This window comes from Methylolobus aquaticus (assembly GCF_054172105.1).
The window spans coordinates 1-26,042 of the sequence record NZ_JBSYXP010000009.1; the positions used below are offsets into that span (position 1 = coordinate 1).

A 26,042-nucleotide genomic window follows, 5' to 3' on the forward strand; every position below is an offset into this window, starting at 1 on the left:
TTCGCGACGGTCCGCCACCGCACCACGCGCGCCAAGAACTGCCTGTCGCGAGCGACGTTCCTCGGCCTCGCCTTCAAACTGATGGAGGAGGCGGCGAAATCCTGGCGGCGTATTCGCGGCGCCGAACGCATCCCGGACTTACTGCACGGCGTGGTGTTTGAAGATGGTATCCCGGTGACTGACGACCCACCGGAACAGCAGGTGTTGGCCGCCTGACTCAGCCCACGAGCACGGCCCTAAACACCACTTTTGACAATAGCTCGTCAGCGAATCAACTAAGCGAGAAACAAGAACATTGGCGCCTGAAGCAAGAATTTCTTGGATACGGATCCCCTTGCGCGTGGAGTCTGGCTTTACCAGATGATCATGGGAGCGGGTGCCAGTACCCTTGCCGATGTAGAAGGGCAAGGCTGGGGAATTACGTGGGTCCTTCAACGCATAGACATAATAGGAAGAGTCTACTGACACCAGTTGCTCCTGATATTTTTCGAGCCGACTTGTTCATTCGGAAGCGTGCAGGAGTACGATCTGTCCCCCGCTATGGCCGATATTCTCTTCTGTTCAGATCTACCTCAAGCCCATCAAACTGGATATCCGACAAAGAATTCACGCCCACGCTCAACCCCCTCCCAGCGCCCGCAGCAGGCCAGCCCCCTCCAACTGCCCCGCCGCCAGTTCCAGTGTCTCGAACGCCAGGCCCGAGCGCTGGGCGATCGCGAGCAGATCGTGATCGCCGTCGGATAGGCTCAGCATCCACAGCAGCGCATATTGGAACTCGGCTGGCGACATGCCTCCCATCGGACCGTAGAGCCCGCGTTTGCCAAGGCGCGGTTCACCCTTGGGACTCAGGTTCTGGAACGCTCGGTTTGCATCGACGACCGCGAACATCCGCGCCAGCGCGGCGATCGAGCCGGCCAAGCGATCCGGGCGAATGAACACCAGGTTGTCGGCCGAGGTGTGGTACTCGGGATATTCGCCGTTGCGCGAGCGGGTCAGCCGTCCGAACGGCAGGTCGAAGCCGGGCGAGCAGAACTGACGTTCGTCGTAGCCGTAGGGTTCGAAGTCGAACAGGCGGGCATCGTCCGCAATCCGCGGCAGCACGTATTCTGCGACGCGGTCGGGCAGGCGCCCTCCCCTGCGGCTGCGCTTGTAGGTCAGCGGACCGGCATCGCCGAGCAGGCCGATCGTGAAACCTGCCCGAACGCGCGCCAGATGCTCCTCATTCATCGCGAGCCAACTCAGCGAACCGATCGTGCCGGGACCAAACACAAAGCGCCAGGACAAGCGCGGCTTTTCGTTCAGCAGTTCCCGCCCGAGTGCCGCGGCGGCCGCAAGTCCGGTCAGGTTGTCGTTGGCCAGTGATGGGTGGCACAGATGGGTGTAGACGATGACCTCTTCACCGGTCTGGCCCGGCACGAGGCATTCGGCATAGGTCAGATGACCCGGCTGCAGGTCGGCATCGATGACGACCCGGTAGTTGCCCGGCTTCAGCGCTTCCCGGTCACGGTGACGCAGACAGAATCCCCAGCGCGCGTCGTAGTAGGACGTCCGATACGGGATCCAGTCGGGTTGTTCCGGCAGGGAATGAAGATGCGCCTGCAGCTCCTCCAGGCTCATGGTGCAATCGACCGGTACCGAATAATTCAGCACATGCAGGCTGTGGTCGCGGAAATCGACGACGCGCCGACCGTCCGGGCCTTCGATGTACGCTTCCCGGATGTTCCACTCCGGCGGCACCTCCCAGTCGAACACCGCGGTCCCGCTGGCGACCTCGGTCCGCTGCAGCGGAATCATGCCTTCGAGCAGATCCAGCGTCCGGCGCACCCCGTCGCCCGTGATGCTGCGGCAGATCGGGTACAAGGCCTCCATCAGCGGCCAGGCCGCTGCCGCGGCGCGTTCGGAGCCTTCCGGGCTCCCCAGTCCCTGCAGTATCACGTCCCGTGCTCCTTACTTTTGATAGGTCCCGATGAGTTGGGTCTCGCCGAGAATGTGGCCCTGCATCGCCTGCTCGAGTTGCGCCTTCGTCGGCTGGTTCAGGTCGGGCAGCACGATGTCCAGCGCGTACAGCTTGTGGAAATAGCGATGGCGCCCGATCGGCGGGCACGGCCCGCCATAGCCGGTGCGCTTCCAGTCATTGAGGCCCTCTTGAGTTCCTGCCGGCAAGGTGGTCGCAGTGACGCCTTCGGGCAGACCTTTGGCATCCGGCGGCAGGTTGTACAGCACCCAGTGCACCCAGGTCATCTTCGGCGCAGCCGGGTCCGGCGCGTCAGGGTCATCGACGATCAGCGCGAGGCTCTTCGTACCCGGCGGCACATCGGCCCACGCCAGTGGGGGCGCCACATCGTTACCGGTGCAGGTGTGCCGAGCCGGAATGGCAGCGTGATCGGCGAAAGCGGTGGAAGTCAGTTTCATGGCAGTGCTCGCGAACGCAGGAACCGAGCCCAACAGCATCAGGCCCAACAACCCGACCCCTGGGCGCAGTAAGGACGAGGACGACATGGGCAAACCCTCCGTCAGAGTGGATGGACCGATGATCCCGGCCCGACTCAGCGCTGTGAACGGCGCCGGAACTCACTTGCCCGGTGGTGCTGCGGGTTCGGGCGGCGGCGCGGCCGGTGGCTCTTCGTCGAGCAGTTTGGCAGCATCGGGATTCTTGCAGATGTCGGTCTTCAGCACCCGCTCGAACTGCTCGATCTTGTCCTTGAGTGCCTGGTTCTCGGCCCGCTGCCGTTCGATCTGCGCCTGCAGTTCGCTGGCATCCTGCGCATTGCCATTGGCGGCATGCCCCAGGGTCAACAGGAACCCGAGCAGCGCGCGGCCGAATACAACTCGCGGCGCCGAGCGCGAACCACCCCACCCCGCGCAAAGACGATCGCAGCCCATACCCACCGCGTTGCTTGGTTTCATGCTCAGGACTCCGCTTGCCGGTCGCTAACGCTTGCGCACGAGGTCGACTTCACGCTCCAGTTCCTTGATGCGCTTGTCCAACGCGGCCCGCCGCTGGTCGACCTGGGGTTTCGGCGAAATCCGGTCCACCTTCAACAAATCCAACTGATGCTGTAGGTTCTTGAGATTCTGGCGCAGCTGTGCGGTATCCGCGTTGGATTGGGCCAGCTCGGCGTTCAGCGCGTCGATCTGACCCTGCACTTGGGCGAGCTCCTGTTCGAGCGCCTGCCGTTCCGCCCCGGTCTGTTCGCCCTGCCGATTCAGCGTGTCGTATTCGCGCTTGAGCCCGGACTGAGTCTGCTGCACCCGCGTGACATCCGCCTGCTTCTGCTGCTGGCGCTGCTCGTAACTGCCACTGGTCGCGCAGCCGATACCGCGGATGAACCCGCCGTGCGCCGGATCGCAATCGGTGGTCGCGCAGCCCGACAAGACCAGGCAAGCCGCTTTCAGCATCCACAGTATTCGACCCCGCATCACGGCCCCGCTACCCCACGGTCGATACGCTGCGCAGCTTGGTCAGCGTGTCGAGTTCGGACTCGAGTGTCACGATCTGCTGCTCCTTTTTCTGGATCTCCGAACTGGCGATCGCAACCTGCTGCGGATGGCTGTTGCGCGCGGCCAGCGCGACCGCGTGTTTCTGGTCGTTGAGACGTTGCTTGGCCTTGGTCACGGTTGCCTGTAACTGATCGCGCGTGGCGTCCACGTCCTGCAGCTGAGCCTCGGCCTGAACGCGCGTCATGCGACCGGCCGCGACGGCCTTTTCCAGTTCGGCGATCCGCGTCTGGTTATCCAGCACGACCCGGCTCGCGATCGGAATCATCGCCGACAAGGTCTGGTTCTCCTGGGTCAGGTCCGCGATCACCTTGTCGAGCCGGTCCTCGTCGGTCGCATAACCATTCTGCAGATTCGCCATATAGTTCCCGGCAAGGCAGCCCAGCAAGGCGCCCGCCAGCCCGCCGATCAGGGCCCCTTGCCCGCGGTCGCGCGAGTACGCGGCGGCACCGATTCCGGCTCCGGCCGCCGCACCGATGATGCAGCCCTCGGCCAGTGTCTCGTTATAGGCTTCCGACAGCTGAGCAAGGCGCCGTTCGTCCTGGGTTGCATTGGCGGTCGGCTGCCGCGTCGTCGCGCAGCCCGAAATCAGCATCGCCGGAATCAGCAGGGCCGCCACCGCTCGGCCGAACGCAGAGTGGGGCCGCTCGTCAGCAGGGCCGCTAACCTCGCCCACACCGGCCTCGACGAGCGGCACGGCCGGACGGCGCCGCATGCGGGGCGCTATTTTCGGATCGCTTTGCAAAGACTCAGCCACTGGGTCTGTCGTACTTCGGGCTTCTTGCGGTAGCCCGTCAACTGCTGATAGTAACTGTCAGCGTAACGGATCAGGTCCTTGTATCCCTTGAGTTCCAGCTCGGTCTTCAGCACGCCGAACTGGCTCGCCAGCACCTCGTCGTCGTAAATCGACGCCGCCCCCAGAATCGTCTCCGCATAATAAAGCAGATTGTCCCTGAGCGTTGCCTGATCGCGCTGCCACTGCCCGCGGTAGGATTTCGTCCGCGCATCGTCCGCGCCGAACTCCTGCTCGCGGCGTTTCAGGATCGCCCCACTGGCGTCCACCCACTGTCCATCCGCCGCCATCTTCTGGCACAGGAACGCGCCCAGCCGAAGCGCGGCTTTGCCGGCCAGCCGGCGCTGATCGTCGCGCTCCTGAACTGCCACTTTGAGGCGATTCTGCACGCCCTTGAGCCGCGCCTTCATGTTCTCATCGGGCGTCGCCTCGGCCAACGCGCCGAGTTCCTCGACCGGGTTCTCCAGAGCCTGCGCGGCGACCGCCGGCGAGACGGTTGGCTTGCTCTCCGGGGGGGTTGCGGTACCCAGTTTCTGCCAGGCCTCGCGTATCGCCTTGAGCCGGTCGCGCGACGACTCGACCGGTGCAACGACGACGAGCCGGAAGCCGGTCGTCTCGGCCCGGCGCGGCTCCCCCTTGACGTAGAACGGCACTTCGACCCGCTGCGCGGAGCGGATCTCCTCGCGAGGCGTGAAGTAATTGCCACCCCGCACGATTGCGCTTCCGGCCTGACCGTGCAGACGGTCGAGCCGGTTCAGCCGGTACGGGTCGAGCATCATCTCGTCGACGTTCCCGAGCACGTCGTGCAGGCCGAGCGGGTTCGGCTGCAACGTACCGATCGCCTGCGGCTTGCCGTTGGCGGACTCGCTGCCATCGAACCAGACATAGCGCACGAGATCATCCGTCATCGGGAAAGTCCGTTCCTGGAACTGCGCCACCGGTACCGCCAGACCGCCGCGGGCCGCAAACTCCCATTCCACTTCGGTCGGGAGCCGCAGAAAGCCCGCTTGTTGGTCGGCTTTCGGCAATTTGTCGGCGTCATTCTTCAACAGCCACTGGTTGTAGCGGTCGGCATAGGCCAGCGCCTCGAACCAGGTGACCTTCGTCTGGGGCAGACGCTGCTCGTCGGCCGGCGGCGTGCATTGCGGGTCGAGGGCACTGTATTGCGCGCGGCTGACTTCGTATTTGCCGATCAGATAATACCGCTCGGCGGATCCCTGCTCGAAGCTGCCAGCCACCTGCGCCGGCCGCGTATGCTCGGCGTAATCGACCGCGTCCTCGTTACCGCCGACGACGATACCGTAGTCGTTCAGCGGCCCCTGGTTCGGAATCAGTACCCTCCGGAATGCCATCGCGCCGCCACAAGGCAGCGGCAGCACTACGTCATCCTTGGCCGGGTTCGGATTGAAATATTCCTTGGGCCAGTCGGCGGCAGCGCTGGGCAGCGCGATCGAGAGACCGGCGAGCAGCAAGGCGACGCCGAGTCGCGGCGTGTGAAGCATGGTGATCTCCAACGAACCGGATGGAGCGGCGTAAACATCACGCGACAGCGAGTATCGCGAGCGACCGCCCGGCAATCAAGTGCCGAGCCGACTCCGGACGCGAACACTGCGGCATTGGGACCGGTGAGCGGAAGGCGGACCATCGGGGCCGAACACCAACGCCCACGGATCGAATCGCGGAAAGGAATGCGAACGAGCAGCACGAAGTGTCGTAGACGGAAAGTCAGGAACTGACCCCGCACTTCTCCAAGAACCATTTGCTGTAACGTGCACCGTGCGCACGAAACGCTTGCCACCAGACGCCGGCAGGCTTACGCCGAGCACATCGTCTTGCCACGGCCTGATACCAGAAAAGTAACCTGACCCGCTATTTCCACCCGACATAATACTACCAATAGGTAACCCAAATCCGTTTCTCTTTACTAGGACCCGGCCCCTTTTAGTTCGTTTAACTTACCCTCTTTTCCTGCCCCTCCTTATTTTGGGTTCCCGACGGCGCAGACTGGAGCGCTCAGTTTCGGTGGCTCCTGTTTGCCACGTAGCGTGCCGTACCCTGTTCTTTTTATTATCGATATGCGGTTACGAGCCAGATCTAACCAGCACGCCGACCCGTTAGTATTTTCAATATTAGCATTTGCTTGACATACGTCCCATCTAGGTTCACTCTCACCCCCGGTAACACTGTGGTTATTCTCCGAGATCCTGAACCAGAACACGGTGCAGGACCGCGTTTTCTTACCTCTACAGCCACCGGGCTAGGAAGTTCCCATGCGAACGCTGATCTCAATGCAACGGCCCCCGATCATGCTGGCCGTATTCCTGATGACCCTGCTCGGCAACAGTATCGTCCTGGCCGATGGCGGGGGTGAAGGCGGGAGTGCCGCGGCAGGGGGCGGCTGTCGCCTTCTGCTGGACTCCCATGTGGTGACCTTCACGGCCTACCAGCCGCAACTGAGCGGTAGCGCAACCTATTGCACCGAGATCCCGGAGATCGGCAATGTGGCGGTGGTTTTCGACCTCGAGGATAAGGCGCTCAGGGACAAGACCCTGGAGTTTGAAATCACCAAGGCCGTCGGGGGCGCCCGCGTGATGTATCAACCGCCGGAGAAGTTCGTGACCGGCACGTTTACCCGCACCATCAACCTGACCGAGCCTGGGGATTACATTGCCCGCGCCAGCTTGATCGAAGGCGACAAGAAACACGATGCCCAGTTGAAATTCCACCTGGCGGAAGAGCATGGCATCGACCTGAATACGGCGCTGATAATTGCAGTCGTACTGACGGCTGCTGGCTACTTCGCCTACCAATCCCATGCAGGTTTTCGGAGCGCCGTCCAGCGCGGCTGGTCCAAATTGGGATGATCCCAGTCAGAAACGCCGAATAAAAGAGGGCGATACGGGGTATGACGGCCAGGGGGCGCAGCTCTTCAGCACCATGATGCACCGCTTGCGCTCCCTGCTCGACCCCCTTCTTCGGAGTAGGGAATCCCGCCGTTTCTTTTTGCCGTGACTTCGGCCGAAGGCTATAAAAACGTAACCCGATAATCCTCTAGCCAGCCTCCTCGGGTCAGCGGTACCACTGACCTGGCAAAAGAGAGGACGTGAGGAGGCCGTCATGGCACTTTACTGTGGTATCGATCTGCATTCCAACAACCACGTGGTGGTGGTGATCGACGACGAGGATCGACGCATCTTGGAGCGGCGTTGGGGGAACGATGTGGCGCTGACGTTGCAGACACTGGACCCGTATCGGTCGGAACTGGTCGGGGTGGCGGTGGAATCGACCTTCAACTGGTATTGGCTGGTCGACGGCCTGCAGGAGGCGGGCTATCCGATGCGACTCGTGAACACGACTGCGGTGCAGCAGTATGCCGGGTTGAAGTACACGGACGACCGTTACGATGCCTATTGGCTGGCGCACCTGATGCGGTTGGGCATCTTGCCGACCGGGCACATCTACCCGAAGGAGCAGCGCGCCATTCGGGACCTGTTACGGCGCCGGATGCAGTTGGTGCATGCGGCGAGCGCACAACTGATCAGCCTGCAGAGCCAGATCTGGCGGCAGACAGCCGAGCGGATCGCTACGCGCCGGCTCAAGCAAGCGGACTTCGTGGTGAACGTGCCGGGTGCCGCCCAGCGGCTGTCGGCGCAAAGCGCGCTCCTCGTCTATCGGGCCATTCAAGATCAACAGGCGTTGCTGGAAGAGGTGTTGTTACAGGTAGTCAGGCCGCAGCCTGACTACCAGCAGTTCACCACGATTCCGGGTGTCGGTGCCATTCCACCCCGGCCGGCGCCCACGCCAGCGCACTGATCTACTCTCTGGTCGAAACCGCCAAAGCCAACGGCCTCGAACCGTACCTGTGGCTGCGCCATGTGTTGCGCCGCTTGCCCACCGCCACCACCGCCGAATACTTCGAAGCCCTGCTCCCCTGGCCTTGCCCACCCGCGGATTTGATCACGACCTGATCCCCAACCGACAGCCTGGGGTTTGTGGAGCGCTTACGATAGATCAATCACCTATCCGACTAATTGTCGGTAGCGCTGCATGTTGAAATTAAGTAACTCCGCCACCTTTTCCGGTGGCAAGGCTAAGCCGCGAGGTATGATTTCATCGAATCCAGGAGAATGTTTCGTATTCTTAATGAATCGAGGTTTGAATTCTGGCTTTAACTTATAACAAACAAACGAAAAAAAGATTATAGACGAGACATAGAACTCACCATCAATCTCCTCCCAATTCCTAGCACACGCCTGTCGGCGACGTTTTTTACCCACAGGAAAGTAGTCGACTGCAAAGCCGCGTGGCATTATAAATAAGCGTGGGCGACTGCTGTAGCCAATGAAGGACATGACGGCAAGAAACCCAGAATATATAACACAAGCTAATGGCCAATTTGAGTCGAAAAGCGTCGCGAATTCTGGATTATCTAGCGTTAGGGCTAGCCACGCCACCGTTGTACCAATCCACAGGTAGATTGTCGAGCGAAGGCTCCCGCGCTCAACGATTATCACATCAGATTGGGTGCTCCCTGGATCCGTGTTCATTTTGGTTTAATTTAATAAAAATTATGAAACATATGGTTTTTTAAACTCCAGAGATGGAGTCGGATAAATAGGACCTGTTTACCCGACGGCACCAACTGGGGGATACAGCATGCACAGCCAGCGGCCGTGCCTGTCGAGCGTTTCCCCTTCCCTGCCAACGACTTCGCCCAGCCACTTGCGGATCTCTGGGCTGTTCACATTGTCGTTGTACACTCGGCCTTCGTTGCCGGTGTTATAGGGCGGGTCGATATAGATGCACTTTACCTGCCCGGCGCAGCGTCGCAACAGAGCTTTCAACGCATCCAGGTTATCGCCCTGCACGATCAAATTGCCGCTCGTACTATCGCCGCACGACAACTCCGGGACCGGTTCTAGTAGCCGATACGTCACCTTCCTGTGGTGTTTTACGACGGCGGAAAAATGGGGCCGGACACCAATTCCTCCACAGCCAGCATCGGTTACTCGACCTACCGCGCTTGGCGAAACGTCCCCAGGCTTGTCATCCCAGATCATCGTAAAGCTCTAGAGACGTCGTCTGCTCTTGCCTGAGTAGCAACACGATCCAGTGGCCGTTTTCCAATAGCAAGCGGGTTACTTCAGCCTTGTTGCAGTTGCCAACTTTTGGCCAAATAACCCTCGGTGGCACCCGATGCAACAAACTCAGGCCCTAGAAGTCGGCAGCCTTGGTGACGATGACGAAATCACTGTCCCGGGCATACGACCAGATCTCTTGATCATCCGCCTGTTCCATCCCAATGAGCGCGACCTGCGTGCTCCCACTGTAATCAGGTTGCGAGAAGGGTACGATTCAACGTGACGGATTTTCGTCGAGCAGCAGCTTCATCACGCGGACAAAGCAAGTGCCCTCTGCTCGCGGTCTGCCGCGAACGCAAGTGTGGCCTGAATATCATCGGCTTCCAGTTCTGGAAAGTCCTCGATAATCTGTTCCGGTGTTAGTCCAGATGCGAGTTGCTCCAGCACGTCGTACGCCGAGATACGCAAACCGCGAATGCAGGGCTTGCCTCCACGCTTGCCGGTCTCAATAGTGATTCTTTCGCGATAATTCATCGTGGGTGCGCTCGGGTCGATGATAGTCCTCAACGTACACATTGCCCGCAGAAGTTCGGAAAGGTGCCAGGAACGAAAACCGTCAGCGGATGCAGGGAAAAGCCGGTACGGTGCTCGATTGCGTCAACGCTACCCCGCAATAGGTCAGCACCATGAACGTTCACGCCAGGTCGTGTGACCCGACCATATCACACCCCTCGCGAAATGTGACCGCGACAACGTTAGCTCCCACCCCTTCCCGGCCGTTCCCATTAACCGCGGGCTAGGGAAAAGGGGAAAAGGTGCCAGGCTCGATTAACCCTCGGGCGGCATTGGTTTGCGCGGACGGCCGCGTGGCTTCGGCCCCCGTCGCTGGCCCGTCATCCGCTCGATCGTGTCCAGGAAACGCGGGTTGCCTACCGGCTGACTCTGCTGCACCCCGAGGCGGATCGCAGCCAGAGCCTCCGGATCGAAGTGAAGCTGGAATAAGCCGCGGTAAGCCTGCTGGCGGCTGGGCTCATCCGAACCCAGCGCCTGGTAGACCGCGTGTGGCGTCACGAGAGGGTCGGCCTGTCCCTCGGCGTGACAGCGAAAGCTGCTCCAGAAGTACGCGCCCGGCTGGCTTATCATGCCAGCCCGCACGGGATTGAGTTCGATGTACCGCTGGCAACACAACAAGAGCCGTCGGCATCGACCAACGACCAACGACGACTTGTAGCGACTGTCCCACAGCGTTCCGGCCCGCCGATAGCTGCGGTTGATGTACTGCACGTAGCGACGACCCAGCGAGATCATTAGCTTCGGCACCGCATCCGCCTCGGGTGGCGTCAGCAACAGGTGCACATGGTTGGTCATCAACACATACGCATGCAGGGCACAGCCCGTGCCCAACAGTTCTTCCCCCAGCCAGTTCAGGTACGCCCGGCGGTCATCGTCGCAAAAGAAGCAGGCTTCCCGATTGTGGCCCCGTTGCACCCGATGCCGCGGCAGGCCTGCGAGGTGAATGCGCGTCCGGCGTGGCATGCGGGGAACACAGCACACGTCACGAAGAATGTGAGCCCGGCCATCTTTTCCCGCAGTCCTGCCGACAAGCAAATCGTGGCCGGCCGCACATTTACTCTCCATTTATTTCAAGAACCGCTGGTGTTGCCTGGACGCGCGGGAAAGCGTACGCTTTCCATGGAGGTACCAGACATGACTGTTCTCAATGCAACTGAGGCCCGAGCGAAGCTCTACAGCCTGATCGACGAGACAACGACTACGCACCAGCCTATTGTAATCACCGGGAAGCGCGGCAACGCGGTACTCGTTTCGGAAGAAGATTGGAATGCCATATCCGAAACCTTGTACCTGCTGTCAACGCCAGGAATGAGGGAATCAATCAAGGAGGGTATGGCAACCCCTCCCGAAGCATGCGCGAAAGAGCTGGATTGGTGACCTGGTCACTGGTATATACGAAACAGGCCCAGAAGGATGCGAAGAAACTTGCCGCTTCGGGTTTGAAGGCCAAAGCCTCGGAACTGCTGGAACTCATTGGACGGAATCCATTCCAGAATCCACCCCCCTACGAAAAGCTCGTAGGCGATCTTACGGGTGCATACTCACGGCGCATCAACATACAACACCGGATCGTTTATCAGGTGATAGAACCCGATCGCATCGTAAAAATCCTGCGGCTATGGACGCACTACGATTGAGGTCGCACGCAACGGGAGGGTCAGATCGAAGCCCAAGAATCTTCTGCGGCCTAGACATTCCGCTGAGGAGGACTTCTGGAGAATTCAGCCCCCGCGCGGGAGGTAACGCTTTTCGCGGCCTGCGGCTAGAAAAAGTGCCGGTCCGCCCCACGGTCATCGTCGCCGAAAAAGCAGGCGTCCCGTTTGTGGCCCCGTTGCACCAGCTGCAGCGGCAGGCCTGCCAGATGAATGCGCGTACGGCGTGGCATGCGTGGAACATGGCACAGGTCACGCGAAAGGTGAGCTTGGCCCCTTTTTACGCCACAAAAGTACGCGTCATTGCCAAGCCACAACTCACCCCGGATTTCTAAGGGCACGTTTTCCGTGCACGGTCCTGCTGCCCCAGGGAGTTCTCATGTCCACTGTGCTCGATCGCCTCCGCGCCCAACGCGAAGCCATCCACGACTTGGCTCGGGAATTTTGGGGCGCGCCGCCGCATTCGCGTGTTCGGCTCGGTCGCTTGCGGCGAGGAGCGTCCCGACAGTGATGTCGACTTCCTGGTCGACTTTTCTCCTGGATATGATCTTTTCGGGCAGCGCCTGCCGTTGGCCGAGCGACTGGGGACCCTGACCGGTCGTCGCGTCGAGTTGATCCCGGAACATGAATTGAACCGCCACCTGCGACCCCAGGTGCTGGCGGAGGCAATCGATCTGTGACCAAACGCTGGCAGGCTTACGCCGAGCACATCGTTGACACGATCGCCAGGATCCGCCGCATCGAATCCCGCGGCGATCTCTCGCAGGACGAAGTGCTCTACGATGCCGCCCTGCGCAACCTACAAACCCTCTCGGAAGCGACCCAGCAACTGCCGGAGGCCGTGAAGCAGCGCTTCCCGGCAATCCCCTGGAAGCAAATCAGTGGTTTTCGCAACATCCACGTGCACGACTACTTAGGTCACATTGACCCGGCTACCGTGGACCGCGTGATCAAGCAGCAGCTCGAGCCATTGGAAGCGGCTGTCAGCGCCATGCTCCGCGAATCGGAAACGTAATCGCCGAACAATGAGTCTGGCCCCTTGTGCCTCTATTTCAGAGATACAGAAGAAATCGCGGCAGGGAATGCGAAAGGACCGCAAGACGTGTTCTATGTGCAAAGTCAAGAACTGACCCCCGCCTTTCCCTAATCGCTGAATCTGCGCCGCCCCTCCCTTTTCCGCAGTCCTACCCACAAGAAAACCGTGGTCTGTCCCCTATTTTCCCGCTATTTTCCAACGGAAAAAGGATCAGGTTACTTTTCCGGATCATCTTGCGATTTCTTCGGCTGCCCGACGGTAACAATCCTGGCACGTCAACCCGCTATGGCCTCAATATCCCCTGAACGAGAGAAGGAATCTGACCTTTCCCCCCACAAGAAAATCGTGGTCTGCCCCCCTTTTTTTCTTAAATGTGAGCCTGGCCCCTTTTTCCTTGGTCTGTCACGTTTTTTCTTTTCAGCCGAGAATGAGTTTGGTGACGTGGGCGGTTAGGAGCTTTCCGCGCTCTGCGAGAAACTCCATGTACGTCGCTTTCCCGTAGTCGAAGACAGAGGGCACCGGAAGAAGGTTCGACGCGAAGACGGCATCACAGTTTGCGCCCAATGATGCGTAGAGGGGTGGTACGTACTTGGAAGGAGGTTTGTCCGAGATCGTCTTGTTGGATGCCGACGTGAGCATCACGATGTTGCCAAGGACGTTGGATGAGTCGCCTTCGCCGATGGCCTTGAGATAGGCGCGCGGATAGACGTGGTGGTACTCCTTCTTGTTGTAGGATGAAAGAGCATACTGGACATCCACATTCATTCCGTTTGTGAGATTCCGCGGCGCAGCTGCAGCGAGCGCAAGGATGAAGGCTCGAGAACGGGATACGTTGCTCTTGAACTGTGTCTTGCCCCATTCCCCGGGTTGCGGGACGGAGCCAAACTGCTCAGGATCGCCTTTGCCACCGAGGATATAGCCTGCAACGTTCTCCAGGTCCTTAGATACAAAGTTCTCTCCCCCAACCTTGTACCGTTCGCCAAATGATGCGCGCCAGAACCATTGCCGCAAGCGAGCTGACTGCTCTGCAGAGAGGTGTTTAGTCTCGCGGAAAAGGTAGGTCGCGATGATGAGCACCGCTTCATACGACAAGAAGTCCCAGCTGTGGATTTTGAACTGCGTGCTCAGCGAGTCGACGGCGCGCTGGAGGGCTGCCTCGGTTTTCGAGGCGACAGCGTCGATCTCTGCGGTGCTGAGCTTGCGAAGTTCCCGTAGGGCCTTGTCCTGAATAGAGCCCAGCTGGACGGCAGACACCGACTTGAGAATTGTTGACCGCTCTGTCTCTCCATAGCCTTTGGCTTCAATGGACGCGAGGATCGCACTGACTTTCTCGTTGAGATCGAAGTCCTCGGCCCATGTCGCCGCCACCATGAGGTCGTAAGTTGACAGTCGTGTACCGGAACTATTGATGCGCTCGAAAATTGGGCAAACCTCGTCGATGGTGAGGTCCTTCAGCGTGACTACAGGTAGCTTGTACTGAGTGAAGGCGGCGATCAGATCATCAAGCCTCTTCTGAAGTAGGGGCGCGTTCGGAAGCGTTAGCAGTGAGGTACGGAAGTTCAACAGGCTCGTGGTGTTGAAAAGCTTCCGCAGTGGAAAGACGTCTGGCTTGGCCGCGCCGCCCTTTATCTCAACAAATGCGTCCTCGGAAAGGTCGTATCCCGCCTTGTATCCCGGGGCTTCCTCCGGCGCTCCCAGGCACGAGTAGATAACCGTTAACCGCTGCTGACCATCAAGAACGTAGTTGGTCGGAGTTAAGTCGTCCGTCTTTGGCAGTTGAAAGATGCCGATGTCTCGCGCCGCGTGGAGCTTGTCTTTCGTCTTCCAAAGAAGAATGCTCCCAATCGGATATCCGTTCGCTACCGAGTCCAAGAGATCAAGTGCTTGGTCATCCTTCCAGACGAATTTTCGCTGGAACTGCGGAATCTTGACCTCGCCCTTCTTAATATCCGCTACGAGCTGACTAAAGTAAGACGTGTCGGTAGTGAGCTGCGAAGAGATATCAGCCTTCATGCAAAGGGTCCCGCCGTCATGGTGGATGTGAATGCAGCGCGATGGTGGGCTTGGTGAAGCCTAACGACAAAGCTCACCGGCGGTGCCGTAAGGTTCCCCGATAAGAACCCTGCCCCACAGAAGTCATCGCGCAAGATCAACATAGACTTGCCCCCAAAGGCGATACACCGAAAACATACCACACCTCTCGAAAGATGCGATCGAGGGTTGCGGTTGGTCGGCAAATGATGTTTTTCTATCCGCAGCACACCCCCACCATCACCCCTCCCTCAACCCATCCGCCGGATCGACCCGCGCGACGGCGATGGCGCCGATCATCGACGCCGCCACGGCCAGTAACTGGGTCAGTAATACAGCCATCAGACCATCGAGCCTGGCGAGACGGCAGACGAATTCGTCGCGGCCGAGGTCGATCTGGAATGTGCGGTTGATGAGTTCGGCCGATACGGCATAGATACCGAACGCGAGCAGCGAACCGCCGCTGGCGATCAGCAGCGCCTGCACCGCCGGGAAAACGGTCAGCACCCGCTCGCGGACGCCGATCAGGCGTAGCAGTGCGAGTTCTCTCCGCTTCCGGATCACGTTGGCCCACAGGCTCGCGGCCAGCGACAGCAGGCAGCCGGTCACACCGACTGCGGCGATCAGCCGGAACAGGAAACTCAAGGCATGATCGATCTGCTCGACCAGTTCGATCTCCCGGCCGCGGGTCGTGACCTCGAAACCGGCCGCGCTCAGTTCCTGCGCCAGACCCCGCACGTCGTCGAGGGTGCGTGCGTATAAGCGCAGCCGCGCATGCGGCGGCCGGGCACGTGGACCCGTGGCGCCGTCGACCGCGCCGAGTTCGGGCACCGCTAAACCGTCGCGATACGCTTCGCAGGCTTCGAGCAAAGCCAGCGGCGCGAGTACCATCTTGCCGGCGAATACGGATTCGTCCAGTACCGCGACCACGCGCAGCGGAAATCGCAGTGTCTGGCGCTGCTGACGGTAGACGCGGGCGATGACAGCCTCCACCGTATCGCCCGCCTTTACCCCGAGGCGGCGGGCCGCTTCATGGCTCAGCGCGGCCTCGCTGAACCCGGTCGGCACCGGTTGCCCGCTGCCGAGCAGCGGATCTCCGGGCGCAGTCGGCGACAGGTCGATGTCCTGCAGTGCTTCGCCGGGCCCTTGCAAGTCCACGGTCGCGGCGAGCGACCGCGTGCTCGGTACCAGAAAGCCCACCTCGGGACGCTGCGCGAGCGCATCGACCCAGGCCGCATCGAGCGGGCCATTGAACTTCCAGACGATCTCGCGGGCGTGCGGGTCCGACTGCAGGCGCTCAGTCAGCGTGCCGACGATGCCCGACTTGAGCCCGAACAGCACCAGCAGCGGCGCCAGCACCGCGGCCACGGCCAGCGCCAGACACAGCGTGACGCGCCACTCGAACCGGCAATCGTACCAGGCCCAGGCGACGGTACACCGCAGTTGCCGGCCGAAAGTCGGTGAACGTACCAAGGGATCAGCCATTCGGGGGTTCGGAACCGGAACCCGCGAGCGAGGCCGGTGCGGTCGCAGCACCCAGCGCCACCGGCAACGTGTCCAGACCAGTCGGCGGCACATAGGCCAGGCGACTGCCGCTGTGTCCCGGCGTCTCGTCCGGCTCGACCACGGCTTCCGGTAGCCCCAGCGTGCGCACGAGTCCCCAATCGTGCGAGACCATGACCAGCGCGATGCCGAGCGTCGCGGCTAGTTCCACCATCCGCTGGCACACCCGCAGCGCCTGCGGCGGGTCCAGCGCAGCGGTCGGCTCATCCGCCAGCACCAGGCGCGGCCGATGCGCGAAGGCCCGCGCGATCGCAACGCGCTGGCGCTCCCCGACCGACAGCTGATGCGGCATCTTAGCCGCCAGCCGCTCGATCGCGAGCCACCCCATCAGCTCGGCGGCGAAACCGTCCTCGCCCAGTCTCAGCAACTGCAGCGACACCCGGATGTTCTGCGCGACATTCAGGAAGGGCAGCAGACCGCCGGTTTGCAGCACGTAACCGATTTCGCTGGCGCGCAACGCCGACAGTTCGCCATCCGCGCCACGCCGCCACCAGTCCGCGAGGTCGCAGCGCGTCGCGTCGCGGCCACGGAATTCGAACACGTCTGCCCGGTCTGGACGCAGCACCAGGCCCAGCAAATCGAGGAAGGTGCTCTTGCCGGATCCGCTGGCTCCGGTGACGGCCACGCAGGCGCCAGCGCTCAGCGAGAAATGCTCGATGCGCAGCGTGAATGCGCCGGGACCGCTGCCGCGCTGTCGCTCGACTCCGGCCAGATGCAGCATCAGCCCTTCACCGCCCCGCACGCGGGGCGGCGGGATCGGAGCGGGACGACAGGACCGTCGGCGCGAGTGAGCCCGCAGCCGAGCCTAACCGCCCATGCCGCAAGCGGCACCCCCGAACATGACAACCGGTAGGCCGGATAAGCGTGCCCTGAGCGGAGTCGAAGGGCGCAGCGCATCCGGCGAGCACTGTTGCCGGATGCGGCGCGTTGCGCCTTATCCAGCCTACACGGCGTTTTCACGGTGAGGGGACGACTTGACGGCGTGTCCCGGCGGCCCGCTCCGCTCCGGCAACCGGAAGGCGGTGAAACGTCACGATCCGAGAGCGGCAGCCCGGCGGTCACGGCAGGGCGTCGATCGGCACCGGATAGACCGCCTCGCCCGGATCGCTGGAGCCGTCCAGCATGATCCAGCGGTCGGCGTCGTCGTGATAGAGCTGATAGTGGCGCAGCTTGCGCCGCAGCCCGTCGAGGAAGTCCTCCTGCTGGCGCGCGCTGGCGCTCCAGGTTTCCCACTCGTCGGCGGTGAGGTTCATCACCCGACTCTTGTAGGGCAGATCGTCCAGATATTCGCCGAGCAGCCCCAGATCGGCGAGATTCTTAGCCTTCGGATCGTTCAGCTTCGCCGGGTCGCGCACGATATGCGCCGCGGAGGAACGCAGCAGGTTGAAGAAATCGGCGGTGTCGTTGCGCTGCGATTCCTCTCCCTTGTCGAGGATCAGCTTAATCGCCTCGCTCAGATTGCTGAGCTCGTTCTTGGTCAGCAGCACACGGACATCGACCGTCGCGAGTTCCGGGTGGGCGAAGTCGCGATCGGACAGCCACGCCGTGAACAGATCCGGCACCTGGGTGCCCTTCTGCTGGCCCAGATAGGCGAGCTGCATCGCATGGCCGACCGCCAGCGCGTCGGTCTTGATCTGCTCGTCGGCTTCCTTGGGCTTGCCACCCTGGACCGACTGGGCGCTGCCGGCCACCAGCTCACCGCGAGAGGCGCCCTGCACCATCTGCACGACCGTGTCAGCCAGCGTATCGACCTGACGGCCAAAGCGCTCGACGGTACCCGACTCGATCGGGTAGTACAGCGGCCGGCGCGCCTGCGGATGCTGCGTCAGGGTCCGGTACTGCTTTTCCGCGCGGGCATGATTGGCCTTGCCGGCGGGCGTCTTCAGGTGCAGGCCGAGCACCGCGACGCCGAGTTGCGCCGCCTCGATCCGGACCTGCTCGGCGCCGAGTTTCGTCTCCGACAACTCATCCCCGCCTTCGATGGCACCGGCATCGGTGATCAGGAGCACGTAGCGGCCGCCGAAGTCGTTCCAGTGGACTTGCCGCAGCGCCTCCATGACCCCGGCGTAGGCATCCTCTTCGAAACGGGCGCTGGAAACCGTGGCCGCACTGACACCGGCGACCTTGTCCATGAAATCCTTGCCGGACTTCACCTCGCCGGGATTCGCGTACACCTTGCTGACGTATTCCAGACCGGGCACGGCCTTGGTGCTGGACCGGAAGCCGATCAGCCCGAACTTGACCTGATCGCCGAGTCCCGCCTTTTCGATCTTCGCGGAAATCCGGCGCACCGCGTCGCGGGTCCGATCGATGTAAGGGCCCATCGAGATCGTCGTGTCGATGACGAACACGACCGCGGCGCTGAAGCTGCGGATGACCGCGGGCGTTTCCTGTTGCCGTTTCTGCGCCTCGGCCGGGGAGGCATCGCCGGGTTTCGCGGTCACCGAGGCGACCTGTAACACCCGAACGTTCGCCGGGGCGCTCAAGGCCTCGGCCTGCAGGATCGGCAGCAGATAGAACTTCTTCGACAGATCGACGTATTCCTTGGGCTCGACCGACACCACGCGCGGATCGGCCTTGCCCGACTCGACCGACTTCAGAAGCTCCGCGGCCTTCGCGCCGGCATCGGGCGCTTTCAGCAGCCCCATGACGCTGTCATGGCTGTCGAACAGCAAGGCGCGCGACCGGTTGGCCGGATTCGTGAAGGCCAGCGTCAGTTGCTGCTTCCACGGAATGGTCTGCGCCGCATCCAGCCAACCGTCGGTGTTGCCGCGGCTGCTGCCGCCGACTTTCACCCATTGTTTGCCGCCGGCGTCCTGACGCTCATAGACGTAGAACCGGGACAGCGCCACGACGGGCTTACCATCCGCGGCGCCGGGACTGGCGACGAGCTTCGCACCAGGCCGGGTCAGCACCCGTTCGTACAAGGTTTTCTTGCCCGGCAGCAGCAAGGGTTCGGCGGCGGCGGCCGGCGGTGCCGCATACTGACTTGTGGCTGCAAGCAGCACCAGCACCATGCACACGACCCATCGACGTTGTAGTTTCACTTGAGCCGCTCCTCGCAATTCTTCAGGGCCTCAGCCAGACCCGCATCGCCCGGCGCGGCGGCGACCGCCTGCCGCAGCAACTCGGCGCCATGGCTCAGGAACGCGGGATCGCTCGCGTTGGCGCAATACAGACGCCCGGCGCCCGGCTTGCCCTCGTCGTCCCCGGACCGCGCCGCCTCGTCATACCAGTACGCCGCCGTTTCCCAGTCGGGTTGTGCGACCGGACTCCGATCGGCCACCCATGTCCCTGGATCGTACATTTGCGCGAGCCGGACATAAGCCTTGACGGCCCCGAGACTGCCGGCTTCCTGCAGCAACTGCCGAGCCTGATCGAGTTGACCGCTTTCGGTCGCGCGGACTGCAAGGGCCAGGCAGGCCTCGCCGTCGAGACCGCCGCAATTTCGCGGCAAGGTCTCGGCCGGTGGCGTGACTGCCATCTCGGGCGCCGCCCCGGGCGCGCAGTGCGGACCGGGCAATCCGGGCACGCGGCAATCCCACCACAACCAGCCGCCGACGGCCGCGAGCAGCAACAAGGGGATCGCGATCCACAACACGATGCGCCACCGGCTGCGGTCCTGCACCGGTGGCACTGGCTCGGCCAGCGGCACGACTAGGATCTCGTCCGGCGACTCGTCAACAAAGTCTTCCGGCTCGGGCTCGGGTGCCGGCGCTTCGACCGCAACAGAGGCAGCCACGAAACCTTGCGCCCTGGAACTGAGCAAGGGCCGCTGCAGCTTCAGGGCACCAGCCTGCGGGCCCCCACCGCAATCGACCGACAAGCGGCACATCACATGCTGCGGCTGCTCGACCAGCGCATCGACGATCTCGGGTCCGACCGGCAATTCGACCGCCGTCTCGCCGGTAGGCTCGGCGCTCGCGACCGGATGCCAGGCCTCCTGCGCCTGCCAGCGACCACCCGGCCCAAGATAGGGCAGCGCGTCCTGATTGCGTTCGAGGCAGAACACCGCGGGCACGGTGCCCACCGGCAGCCCGGCGATGCGGATCACGCCGTAGCCCGGACCGCGCGCGGCATCGTTCCTCAACTCACATTTGATCGCCACGGCTGCTGGTCTCAGCCGCTACCCGGCCCGCCCATCGTCGCAAGGATCTCGCCGAGGCGCACATTCTGCTCCGGCGTGATCTCACGACCGGCGCGGTGTCCGGCATTGCCGATCGCGAGCGACGTGAAGGCTTCCAGCCAGTCCATGATGTACGCCCCGGAATAACTCAGTTCCTCGTCCGGCAGTTCGGGCAGGCTGCCCGACGGAATGGGCGCGGGCGGTTCGAATACGCGCCGGCCGCCGAGCGGTGATTCGGGCCGCTGCCCGACCGGCAGCTCGGCGGTACCGAGCCGGTCGACGAACTCACCCAGCAATTGCCGGACGACCATGACCTGCTGGTCGACGATGCCGATCCGGGTCGTACCGCGCATGTCCTCGAGCGGCTTTAAGGCCGCGACCAGTTTCTGCTCCAGCTGGTGGCGGTCCAGGCCGGTGACCAGTTCATCGGTGACGATGCGCGCGGCCTCCGCCGGCAATTCCAGATAATTCATCAGCTCGACGGCATCCGGCAGGCCGCGCAACTGGCGTATCCAGACCGACACCGCCGCCTTCGCGAAGCGCTCGGCCCGTCCGCCCTGCTCGACCGTCGCGGTCGGCTCGTTCGTCTTCTTCAGTGGCAGGTTGATCAGCGTCTTGCGGGCCGGGGTGGGCTTCGCGTCGGAACTGCTGGCCTCCTCGCTCGCGCCGTTCTCGGCCGCGAGGTAGAGCCGACGCAGCAATTCGCCATCCGGCTGCAGGCGGTATAGCAGTTCGCCGAAACCGTCGGGCGCGTTCACGACCGCCTGATACAGACGCTCGGCGCTCTGCCGTTTCCGCTCGACCTCGCCGGCGCCCTCGCTCTGGAAATACGGCAGCAGCCGGTGTTCGCCGATCTCCTTCCGGACGGCGACGACCTGCTCGCCGATGCGGTCCCATTTCGCCTGCAGCTTGCAGACCGCGCGCAGGTAGTCCGCCAGCCGCTGCATGCCGCCGTCGTTGATGCCGAGCATAGCCTCCCAGGCCGCGACGGGATCACGGACGTGGCGCATGACCGCGTCGCTGCCGACAAAATACTCGCGCTGTTGCTGCAGCCGTTGCCGCTCCTCGTCGGACAGGAAGCCCGTTTCCTGTCCTTGCGCGTCGATCGTGAACGCGCTGCGCAGCATGCCGGGCTTGCGAACCAGGAAGACATTGTCGAAAGGCTTGTCTTCCGACCAGGCCTGCAGCCAGTCCGACTGCGCGAAACGTTCCAGCAGCGTAATGTGGATCATGTTCGACCATTCCTGCTGCTGCTGGGCGACGGTCTGGCCGGGCTTGGGTTCGAGCCGCCGGTCGAGCTGCGTGATGACCCAGACCAGCCCGGGTGGCCGCGTGCCGCGCAGCGCGGGACTCTCGCCCTGCGTGCTGTGGACCCAGGTCGACAAAGCCGGCGCGAGCGAGGTCACCTCGATCTGGCTGTCGCAACGCGTGCACATCAGCAGCACGTTCATTTCCTGATCTTCGGTGTAGCGCTCGAACAGGTAGGCGACCTTCGCGCGCAGGATCAACTGACCGACCGGGTCCACATCGTCGCGTTTCAGCTGCTTCCGCACTTCGTCGAGATCGCCGATCTCGAGCCGGCCGCGGTAACCGGGAAAATCCAGCAGATCGATCTCCTCGAGCAGATCGATCACCGGGCTGTCCGCCAGCTCGAAACGGATTTCGGCGGTCAGCGCCGCCAGCACCGGGCGCGCGATCCGGACCTCGCCCAACACCTGGCCCTCCGCGGCCGGCCGCACGGCGATCGTCTCGGAGTCGGCTCGCCCGAGCCGGTCAAGAACGTCGACATTCAGGATGCTGTCCGGGCGCCAGGACAGCGTATCGCCGGCACCCGCGACCAGGGCTTCGAGCGGCGCGTACACGACGCCGGCATGCGCGAGCTGCTGCAAGGCATTCCGCAGCGTCAAGTAGGCCCGGGTCAGATCCGGTATCCGGCCCCACAACACCGACAACAGCTCGGCGCGGTGCTCCGCCGCGAGATACGGCGCGAGTTCGAGCACGCGCGGCCAGTAATCGCTGCGCAGCGGCGCGAACGACTTCCCGTAGCGCCGCTCGAAATAGTCGATCAGGTCGACGACGGCGTCGCCGTCGAGCCCGCCGGTCGGCGCCGGCTGACGGAAGCGTTCGACCTGGGCCAGCAAGGCTCGGAGCGAGTCCTGATCGGTATCGAAAGCGACACGCTCCCGATCGAAGTCGTTGAAGAAACTGTTGCCGAGAATCTTGACGAGGTCGGCCTCGGAGAACAGCGTCAGCTCGACAGGATGCCCCGCCGGTGCGCTGCCCGGCCGGCGCGTGAAGCGAGTCACGAGCCCGGTCGCCTCCTTGCCGCCGCCCGGCGGATTCAGGTGCCCGATGAAATCGACGCGCTGCCCGTCCAGGAGCGTTTGCAGCCGCCCGTCGGCGGCGCGCGCCAGCGACGAGATCAGATACGACTTGCCGGCTTGGGACATGCCGAACACCCCGGCCGAGAACGGCCGCTGCGCCGCGGCACCGAGACGGCGCGCCAGGTTGCGCGAGCGCCGCAAGGTCTCGTTCAGCCCATCCGCCTCGCGGTCCAGACGCTGCGAATTGCCGCGCACCGCGGCCACCCAGTCCAGCGCGGACCCGGCACCGTCGTACAGGGCTGCACATTGCGCGGAGAGGTTTCGATCGTCCCAGGTCGTCACTGCGATGTCCTCACCGGAGAATACTGCCGGTATCCAGCCAGTAGCTGCTTTCGCCGATGCCGACCGTGGTCAGCGTATTCAGCTTCAGCAGCACGTCGCGCGCCGGATTCAGCGCGGTGCCGTAACTGGTCACGGCCGAGGCGACGCTGAAACTCTCGGGCCCCGAGCCGCGCCGCTGATCGAGTTTCAGGCCCACCTCGATGACCGCGGGCGCGCTGCGGTCGACATCCGCCAGCATGCGTTTGGCCTTGTCGCTGAGATCCACGACATACAGCGGCGTCGCCGGCCAGCGCTCTGACGCAAGTTGCCGGAAGCCGAGAATCATGCGGGCGCGGACCTCGAACGGCGTCTCGGGCAACTCGTATTCCTCGTCGTCCAGATTGATGTCGCGGTAGTACACGTCGGCATTCCGCAGCACCAGGTTTTGGTCGATCAGCCCGAGCTGCCGCACCGTCGAATAGACCTTGAACGCGTGCGCCAGGAAATTGAAGTTCGGGATGCGCCGCGCACCGCCCACCTTGCAGATCATCGCGCCAACGACGGCGGTGGTCTTGGGGTCGCTGATCCGCCCGTCACGGTGGAACGGGTACCAAACGCCGGCGCGATAGCCGTGCAAGGGCACGATCCGATCGGGCGGCAGCGGCAACAGCCGCCGGAACAGCGCCAGCACGCCGGGCATGCACGACGGGCGTCCGCTCAGCAGCAGCACGTCGCAATGGTACAGATGGACGATCTCGCACAAGGCGCGGATGGTCTTGCACAGCTCGAACTGGTCCTCGAGGAACAGCCGGTGCAGCCGGTGCAGATCGAATGCGACCGGCACCGCGAGCAGGTCGAAATCGGCGTCGCGCGGCCCGACGGCCCGCCGCACGCCGAGCGCGAAATGCGCGACGACGTGGTCCGACGGCCGCTCCGCGGCGCTCAAGGCCTCGCCGATCTTCAGCACCCGCGGCTCGGTCGGCTGGGTCGGATCGAAACGCTCATAGGCATGCAGCAGCTTCAGGCCGAGCGGATAGAACACCTCCAGCGCGAGCCGCTGGCGCGAGGTGCGATCCTGCACCGACAGCGTCTCGGCGCCGATCAACTGCGAAAGTAGCGCCGGCGGGTCGGCGACGCCGTAATCGCGCAGCGCCGCCTCGATGGCCGGCACGACCATCTTCTGGATCACTTCCAGCAGCAGATCGTCGCCGGCGATCTTGAAGCCGTCGCGGAAGCGCTGCTCCGGCAGGATGTAGACGTTCGCGCCCTGTCCGTGGTCGAGGCGGTAGTCCGCGACCACCAGATCGGTCGTGCCGCCGCCGATGTCGATCGACGCGAGCGTGATCGCCTGCCCGGCCCCCGACGAGTCGCGCCGGCGCAGCAGCCGAAAGAAGTCCTCCGGACGCCCGCCGAAATGCTCGTGGATCTCGCTGAACAGGTACACCGCCTGGGCGCTGGTCGCCTCGTCCCAGTCGGTGTGGATCGCCGGGAACGGCGGCCAGGCGGTCGACGCGCCGGCGGCATCGATCGCGTCAATCGCATCGTCCTCCGGGTGCCAGCCCAGCGCCTTCCAGACCAAACCCATGGCCGCCTGCAGCCGCCGCGCAAAGATCCGGCGCTCGGGTTTCGGCATCGACGGCGGCACCGTGATGATGATCGAACGCAGATGCCGCGGCTTTTCCGGATCGCCCTGCTTGATGCGCTGCGCCGGGCTGTTGATCTGGCCGAGCGCGTGCACCAGGATCTCGGACAACAGGAACGTCATCAGCGAGCTGCGCGAGTATTTCGGCACGAATACCGGCATGCGCTCGTCTTCGGGCAGTTCGTGCAGGGCTTCGCCACGCTCATTGATCAGATTGCTGTACGGCGCGCCGGTCGCATGCGGTTCGATGTCTTCCTGGTTGAACGCGACATTGAAGCGCCAACCCGGTTCGTAGCGATCGTCGTCCCACAGGTAACGCTTCGGGCTGGACAGCCCGGTCGAGCCTTCCGTGCCGCGGCGATGGTTGGCCAGCCGCGCGGCCTCGCGCCCGACGCGCGCGATCGTCGGCCAGACGAAGGCATCGTTGCGGCCGCCCTTGCAGGCCAGATGTTCCTTGCCGAGCAGGGCCTGGGCGAACTCGACGCGGCTCTCGAAGGGTTCCTGATAGACCTTGTGCGGCTCGGACAGGTCGCGAATCGTCAGCTCGTAGCGGTTCTTCAGCCCGTCGTGCTGCTGCGGATGTTCTTCGATCAGGATGCCGCAGGTGCGACTGTTGCCGACGTCCAGCACCAGATCGACCGGGATCGGCGCGTAGACGTCGTCCGCCGCATTGCTGCGCACGCGGATCTGCGGCAGGCGGAGCCGGGTCGCGATCAGCGTCAGGAAGTTCAGATAGTGGGCATGGTGCGCGAACTGCTCCAGTTCGGTCTCGATGTCCTCGGCCGGAATCCGCAGGCGCCGCGCGGCCTCGTCACGGTAGACCTCGCGCAGCCATTCATCGACCCAGGGCTGTTCCGGGAACCACGGGCACTCGTGCGCCCGATAGGCCAACTGGAAGCTCGCGCCGGTCTGCACGTCCGCTGGGGTCGGCGCCAGATAGGCCGTGTCGTCGCCGCGGTCCAGCACGTTGGTATCGAAGGCCAGCGTCAGCCGGTGGGTGTGGCCGCGCAGGTCATCACCGGCCGCGAGCCGGACGATGCGGCCACGCGCCCAGGTCGTCGGACCGTCGTCGAAACGGCGCTGCGCACCCGCGCGCAGGAACGGCAGCGGCACCCAGCAGCCGTCCAGTAATTTCAGCGAATCGTCGACGCTGGCGCTGAAGCGAGGCTTGACGACGGCGCCGGGATCGGCCGGATGCACGAAGCGTTCGCGCCGCTCGTCCCATTCCAGCCGGGCCAGCGACTGCTGGCTGCTCTGCAGCGCGAATTCACCGGGCGGTTCCTTGCGCAGATCGACCGACAGCCCGAAATCCAGGAACTGGACGCCGCTGCGCATGATCAGCGTCGCGTTGTCCGAGAATTCGACCAGCTCGCTCAACATCTCGGGAAATCCTCGCGCGCTC

General features: G+C 63.1%; 24 protein-coding genes and 2 pseudogenes. 8 read left to right on the top strand and 18 right to left on the bottom strand.

The genetic code is table 11. The features are described from left to right. Positions 1 to 216: pseudogene (locus ACW73L_RS13135) on the top strand (IS256 family transposase); the annotation flags it as partial. 402 nt (positions 217 to 618) lie between these two features. Here the strand turns inward: ACW73L_RS13135 and ACW73L_RS13140 are convergent. From ACW73L_RS13140 to ACW73L_RS13165, 6 genes are all read right to left on the bottom strand, one after another. Continuing rightward, positions 619 to 1,935, bottom strand: a complete 1,317-nt coding sequence (locus tag ACW73L_RS13140; protein ID WP_498922610.1) for a DUF4910 domain-containing protein — start codon at positions 1,933 to 1,935, stop codon at positions 619 to 621. Between the two features lie 12 nt (positions 1,936 to 1,947). Beyond that, positions 1,948 to 2,412 carry a YbhB/YbcL family Raf kinase inhibitor-like protein gene (locus ACW73L_RS13145; protein ID WP_498922612.1) on the bottom strand — a complete coding sequence of 155 codons (465 nt, stop codon included), beginning with the start codon at positions 2,410 to 2,412 and terminating at the stop codon, positions 1,948 to 1,950. Positions 2,413 to 2,571: 159 nt separating this feature from the next. Beyond that, the gene (locus ACW73L_RS13150; RefSeq protein WP_498922614.1) at positions 2,572 to 2,907 is read right to left on the bottom strand and encodes a hypothetical protein; all 336 of its coding nucleotides are present in this window, start codon (positions 2,905 to 2,907) and stop codon (positions 2,572 to 2,574) included. 24 nt (positions 2,908 to 2,931) lie between these two features. Then, positions 2,932 to 3,399, bottom strand: a complete 468-nt coding sequence (locus ACW73L_RS13155; RefSeq protein ID WP_498922615.1) for a hypothetical protein — start codon at positions 3,397 to 3,399, stop codon at positions 2,932 to 2,934. Positions 3,400 to 3,430: 31 nt separating this feature from the next. Then, positions 3,431 to 4,213, bottom strand: a complete 783-nt coding sequence (locus ACW73L_RS13160) for a YMGG-like glycine zipper-containing protein (protein ID WP_498922616.1) — start codon at positions 4,211 to 4,213, stop codon at positions 3,431 to 3,433. A gap of 8 nt (positions 4,214 to 4,221) precedes the next feature. Next, positions 4,222 to 5,793 carry a formylglycine-generating enzyme family protein gene (locus ACW73L_RS13165; RefSeq protein WP_498922618.1) on the bottom strand — a complete coding sequence of 524 codons (1,572 nt, stop codon included), beginning with the start codon at positions 5,791 to 5,793 and terminating at the stop codon, positions 4,222 to 4,224. Positions 5,794 to 6,561: 768 nt separating this feature from the next. Here ACW73L_RS13165 and ACW73L_RS13170 point away from each other — a divergent pair. The 3 genes and pseudogenes from ACW73L_RS13170 to ACW73L_RS13180 all read left to right on the top strand — a co-directional run. Then, positions 6,562 to 7,155: a hypothetical protein gene (locus ACW73L_RS13170; protein WP_498922619.1), complete on the top strand. Its 594-nt coding sequence runs from the start codon at positions 6,562 to 6,564 to the stop codon at positions 7,153 to 7,155. A gap of 253 nt (positions 7,156 to 7,408) precedes the next feature. After that, positions 7,409 to 8,104: an IS110 family transposase gene (locus ACW73L_RS13175; protein WP_498922621.1), complete on the top strand. Its 696-nt coding sequence runs from the start codon at positions 7,409 to 7,411 to the stop codon at positions 8,102 to 8,104. After that, positions 8,074 to 8,259, top strand: a pseudogene (locus ACW73L_RS13180) (transposase domain-containing protein); the annotation flags it as partial. The gene ACW73L_RS13175 and the pseudogene ACW73L_RS13180, both read left to right, overlap by 31 nt. 657 nt (positions 8,260 to 8,916) lie before the next feature. Here the strand turns inward: ACW73L_RS13180 and ACW73L_RS13185 are convergent. From ACW73L_RS13185 to ACW73L_RS13200, 4 genes are all read right to left on the bottom strand, one after another. Next, complete coding sequence (locus tag ACW73L_RS13185) at positions 8,917 to 9,351, bottom strand: hypothetical protein (RefSeq protein WP_498922622.1); 435 nt, start codon at positions 9,349 to 9,351, stop codon at positions 8,917 to 8,919. A 154-nt stretch (positions 9,352 to 9,505) separates the two neighbouring features. Further along, a complete protein-coding gene (locus ACW73L_RS13190) occupies positions 9,506 to 9,646 on the bottom strand; it encodes a DUF5615 family PIN-like protein (protein ID WP_498922864.1) in 141 nt (46 codons plus the stop codon). Between the two features lie 35 nt (positions 9,647 to 9,681). Beyond that, positions 9,682 to 9,906 carry a DUF433 domain-containing protein gene (locus ACW73L_RS13195; RefSeq protein ID WP_498922624.1) on the bottom strand — a complete coding sequence of 75 codons (225 nt, stop codon included), beginning with the start codon at positions 9,904 to 9,906 and terminating at the stop codon, positions 9,682 to 9,684. Positions 9,907 to 10,200: 294 nt separating this feature from the next. Further along, positions 10,201 to 10,908, bottom strand: a complete 708-nt coding sequence (locus ACW73L_RS13200) for a transposase (protein ID WP_498922625.1) — start codon at positions 10,906 to 10,908, stop codon at positions 10,201 to 10,203. 171 nt (positions 10,909 to 11,079) lie between these two features. On the opposite strand from ACW73L_RS13200, the gene ACW73L_RS13205 reads away from it, so the two are divergent. Together ACW73L_RS13205 and ACW73L_RS13210 are read left to right on the top strand one after the other, a co-directional pair. Beyond that, the gene (locus ACW73L_RS13205) at positions 11,080 to 11,322 is read left to right on the top strand and encodes a type II toxin-antitoxin system Phd/YefM family antitoxin (RefSeq protein ID WP_498922866.1); all 243 of its coding nucleotides are present in this window, start codon (positions 11,080 to 11,082) and stop codon (positions 11,320 to 11,322) included. Then, positions 11,319 to 11,582: a Txe/YoeB family addiction module toxin gene (locus ACW73L_RS13210; RefSeq protein ID WP_498922627.1), complete on the top strand. Its 264-nt coding sequence runs from the start codon at positions 11,319 to 11,321 to the stop codon at positions 11,580 to 11,582. The genes ACW73L_RS13205 and ACW73L_RS13210 overlap by 4 nt, the downstream gene beginning before the upstream one ends. Positions 11,583 to 11,707: 125 nt before the next feature. On the opposite strand, the gene ACW73L_RS13215 is transcribed toward ACW73L_RS13210, so the two are convergent. Further along, complete coding sequence (locus ACW73L_RS13215; RefSeq protein WP_498922629.1) at positions 11,708 to 11,830, bottom strand: hypothetical protein; 123 nt, start codon at positions 11,828 to 11,830, stop codon at positions 11,708 to 11,710. Between the two features lie 228 nt (positions 11,831 to 12,058). Between ACW73L_RS13215 and ACW73L_RS13220 the strand changes: the two genes are divergently transcribed. Further along, positions 12,059 to 12,277: a nucleotidyltransferase family protein gene (locus tag ACW73L_RS13220; RefSeq protein ID WP_498922867.1), complete on the top strand. Its 219-nt coding sequence runs from the start codon at positions 12,059 to 12,061 to the stop codon at positions 12,275 to 12,277. After that, positions 12,274 to 12,612, top strand: coding sequence for a HepT-like ribonuclease domain-containing protein (locus ACW73L_RS13225; RefSeq protein WP_498922631.1), 339 nt, complete (start codon positions 12,274 to 12,276; stop codon positions 12,610 to 12,612). Before ACW73L_RS13220 ends, ACW73L_RS13225 begins: the two co-directional genes overlap by 4 nt. Before the next feature lie 438 nt (positions 12,613 to 13,050). Here ACW73L_RS13225 and ACW73L_RS13230 read toward each other — a convergent pair whose 3' ends face one another. From ACW73L_RS13230 to ACW73L_RS13260, 7 genes are all read right to left on the bottom strand, one after another. Next, on the bottom strand, positions 13,051 to 14,646 hold the full coding sequence (locus tag ACW73L_RS13230) for a GmrSD restriction endonuclease domain-containing protein (protein ID WP_498922633.1): 1,596 nt from the start codon (positions 14,644 to 14,646) through the stop codon (positions 13,051 to 13,053). 258 nt (positions 14,647 to 14,904) lie between these two features. Further along, positions 14,905 to 16,149: an ABC transporter permease gene (locus tag ACW73L_RS13235; protein ID WP_498922635.1), complete on the bottom strand. Its 1,245-nt coding sequence runs from the start codon at positions 16,147 to 16,149 to the stop codon at positions 14,905 to 14,907. Then, entirely contained in the window at positions 16,142 to 16,948 is an 807-nt protein-coding gene (locus tag ACW73L_RS13240; protein ID WP_498922637.1) for an ABC transporter ATP-binding protein, read from the bottom strand. The genes ACW73L_RS13235 and ACW73L_RS13240 overlap by 8 nt, the downstream gene beginning before the upstream one ends. Before the next feature lie 337 nt (positions 16,949 to 17,285). Next, entirely contained in the window at positions 17,286 to 19,274 is a 1,989-nt protein-coding gene (locus ACW73L_RS13245; protein ID WP_498922639.1) for a vWA domain-containing protein, read from the bottom strand. Continuing rightward, the gene (locus ACW73L_RS13250; protein ID WP_498922641.1) at positions 19,271 to 20,335 is read right to left on the bottom strand and encodes an SEL1-like repeat protein; all 1,065 of its coding nucleotides are present in this window, start codon (positions 20,333 to 20,335) and stop codon (positions 19,271 to 19,273) included. Before ACW73L_RS13250 ends, ACW73L_RS13245 begins: the two co-directional genes overlap by 4 nt. 11 nt (positions 20,336 to 20,346) lie before the next feature. Continuing rightward, the gene (locus ACW73L_RS13255) at positions 20,347 to 23,019 is read right to left on the bottom strand and encodes a putative virulence factor (RefSeq protein WP_498922642.1); all 2,673 of its coding nucleotides are present in this window, start codon (positions 23,017 to 23,019) and stop codon (positions 20,347 to 20,349) included. Between the two features lie 10 nt (positions 23,020 to 23,029). Then, positions 23,030 to 26,020, bottom strand: a complete 2,991-nt coding sequence (locus ACW73L_RS13260) for a virulence factor SrfB (RefSeq protein ID WP_498922644.1) — start codon at positions 26,018 to 26,020, stop codon at positions 23,030 to 23,032. Positions 26,021 to 26,042 lie beyond the last annotated feature (22 nt).